This is a genomic window from Micromonospora sp. NRRL B-16802, assembly GCF_001279555.1.
Taxonomy (GTDB): Bacteria; Actinomycetota; Actinomycetes; order Mycobacteriales; family Micromonosporaceae; genus Micromonospora; species Micromonospora profundi.
On sequence record NZ_LGEB01000142.1, the window covers coordinates 1 to 417 of the forward strand.

General features: G+C 64.3%; 1 protein-coding gene. It reads left to right on the top strand.

Going from position 1 to position 417, the window contains the following annotated elements; translation table 11 throughout:
• Nucleotides 1–416: C39 family peptidase (locus tag ADK66_RS30375; RefSeq protein WP_197281698.1), on the top strand; the 416-nt coding region annotated here is incomplete at its 5' end.
• Between the last annotated feature and the right edge of the window lies 1 nt (nucleotide 417).

Here is a 417-nt window from a genome sequence, read left to right on the forward strand (position 1 = left end):
ACATCAGCGTCGACGCCATGGCCAAGGAAATGGGCACCACCGAAGCCGGCACCAACAGCATCAACGACATCACCCCCGTCCTGAACAAGGAAACCGGCAAGAACAACGCCTACCGCTCGGTCGAAATCAGCACCCCCGCCGCCGACGACAAGCAGACCGACAAACTCCGCCAGGACATCGTCAAGACCGTCGACGACGGCCGCGCCGTAGTCGCCAACATCGCCGGCACCACCACCGACACCGACGGCAACACCCACTCCTTCGAAGGCGGCCACTACATCAGCGTCGTCGGCTACACCGACAACGGCAACACCGTCACCATCGCCGACTCCGCCAACCCCAACACCGCCTCCTACGACATCACCGTCGAGCACCTCGCCGACTGGATCGCCACCCGCGGCTACGCCACCAGCTGAC